At 51.5% G+C, this 1,957-nt stretch carries 2 protein-coding genes; both read right to left on the reverse strand.

The window, feature by feature from the left end; genetic code table 11:
• A partial coding sequence (locus V6D20_06755) for an ABC transporter permease (protein ID HEY9815484.1) occupies nt 1-649 on the reverse strand: 649 nt, incomplete at its 3' end.
• 80 nt (nt 650-729) lie between these two features.
• Entirely contained in the window at nt 730-1,776 is a 1,047-nt protein-coding gene (locus tag V6D20_06760) for an ABC transporter substrate-binding protein (GenBank protein ID HEY9815485.1), read from the reverse strand.
• Nucleotides 1,777-1,957: the final 181 nt, after the last annotated feature.

A 1,957-nucleotide genomic window follows, 5' to 3' on the forward strand; every position in this document is an offset into this window, starting at 1 on the left:
AAGAGGTGGCGATATTAATCCGAAAGGTATCGATAATGCTAGGTGTGACGTAGGGCATAATCACTTGGGTGAGCACTTGCAAACGCCGACCGCCCAGGGTATAGGTCGCTTCCAAAAGATCCTTCGGTACAAATTTCACAGCGTCCATGATCATCAGAACGTTGTAGAACAGCGTCCCTAGAAAAATCAGGGCGATTTTAGGTGCCTCGTCAAGTCCCAAATAAATAATCAGCAGTGGGGTAAACGCAGGGGCTGGCATATACCGCAGGATGCCGATGATCGGTTCAAATAGAGCCGCTATGCTAGCAAAGGTACCCATCAGGATCCCCAGCGGCACAGAGACGATCGCTGCCAGAAGAAATCCACAGGACACGCGAAATACACTAGCCCAAGTATCTTGTAGCAAAAAACCTCGTTCCCACAATCCCATAAAAGCGCGAACCACATCTGCGGGAGATGGCAGGAAGGCGGCATTCATACCCGGCAGGCTAGCAACAATCCACCAGCCTGTAAAGGGGATAATGATCGACAGGGTAAACAATACCCAATTTAGGGATCGGGGGATATCTTCAGCAATTCCCCAAAAAACCGTAGGCTTGAGTCCCTGGGTGCGGGGAGTATCGGTCAGGTCAGAAGAGGTGGATGTCATAGTTTCTCGGGAGACCTTGAGAACAATGGGGGGCGATCGCCTACATCTAAGCGATCGCCATGGGAACAACAACCCAATCCTTAGCTATTGCTGGCGGCATAGGCCTGCACGAAACGATCATCGAGAACTGCGTCTAGATCGGGAACCTTATCTTCGGTGATAAACCCAACACTGGTCATAAAGTCTGCCATGCGCTGGGCGGCGAAGGGCATATGTTTCATGTCTTCACCAGGGCTAAAGGCTTCTAGATTATCTTCTAGGGTAAACATCCTAGTCCCATCGGTAAACAGTTGGAATTCATCGAGGGACACATCAGCCCGTTGGGCCATAATTTCCTGGGCGCGATCGGGATTTTCGTCCATGAAGGCTAAGACATCAAACCACGTGTTGACCAGTGCCTGCACTTGATCGGGGCGTTCATCAATCATGACTTGACTGACGACTAACAAATCGGGAATAGCTCCAGGGTAGTCTTGAGAACTCAACAGTTCCTTACTTCCTTCAAGCTGCAGTGCTGTCAGCCAGTACGGTGGCCAGGCGGCAACGGCATCAAGCTGTCCTGCGGCGAATGCTGCTGTGGCTTCGCCCGTTTCTAACCCGCGAATATTCACATCGCTGCGAGACATACCGGCTTCCTCTAGGGCAAGGGTAAGAAGGAAATCGCCCACGACCCCTTCTTCTAGTCCTACATTCCTGCCAGCGAGATCCTGAATTGTAGTGATCTCTTCTGTCACAATCACTTTGTCATTACCGGCAGAGTTGTCGTTGACCAGCACGACTACTTCTCCGTTGACAGCATCAGCGGCAAAGGAAATGGTGTCATTAAGCGTCTGGCAGTTGGCGTCAAGTTGACCGACAGCAAAGGCTTCCATGGATTCAAGATAGCCATCAAACCAGCGTAGTTCGACGTTTGCGCCATTGGCAGCGAAGAGACCTTCCTCTTCGGCGATCGCCCAAGGCCACCAGCCGGCCCAGTTGCTATAACCCAGCACCAAGGGCGCACTCGTCGCATCCGAGCTACTCGGAGCATCTGGGGTTGGAGTCTCAGTGGAGGGATTGCAGCCAATCGCCGCCGTAAGACTGAGACAAAAAACGAGAAGTAATGATACAAACTTAGGAATTCTCATAGGTTTGGGCTCAATGGAGATGGAACAATGGTGGTGAAATCATTCGAGCACAAGGAGCAAGGAAAGAAAGACCCCGTTTCTATGCCCTTGCCTCTGCAAGCTTGCGTAACTCCGATTCCCTCTCATCAACGGGTTAGGAGGACTCCTGAGAGACTCTTGCTCCCCAACCGCTAGCCTATGT

Source organism: Candidatus Obscuribacterales bacterium (assembly GCA_036703605.1).
In the GTDB taxonomy this organism is placed as follows: domain Bacteria; phylum Cyanobacteriota; class Cyanobacteriia; order RECH01; family RECH01; genus RECH01.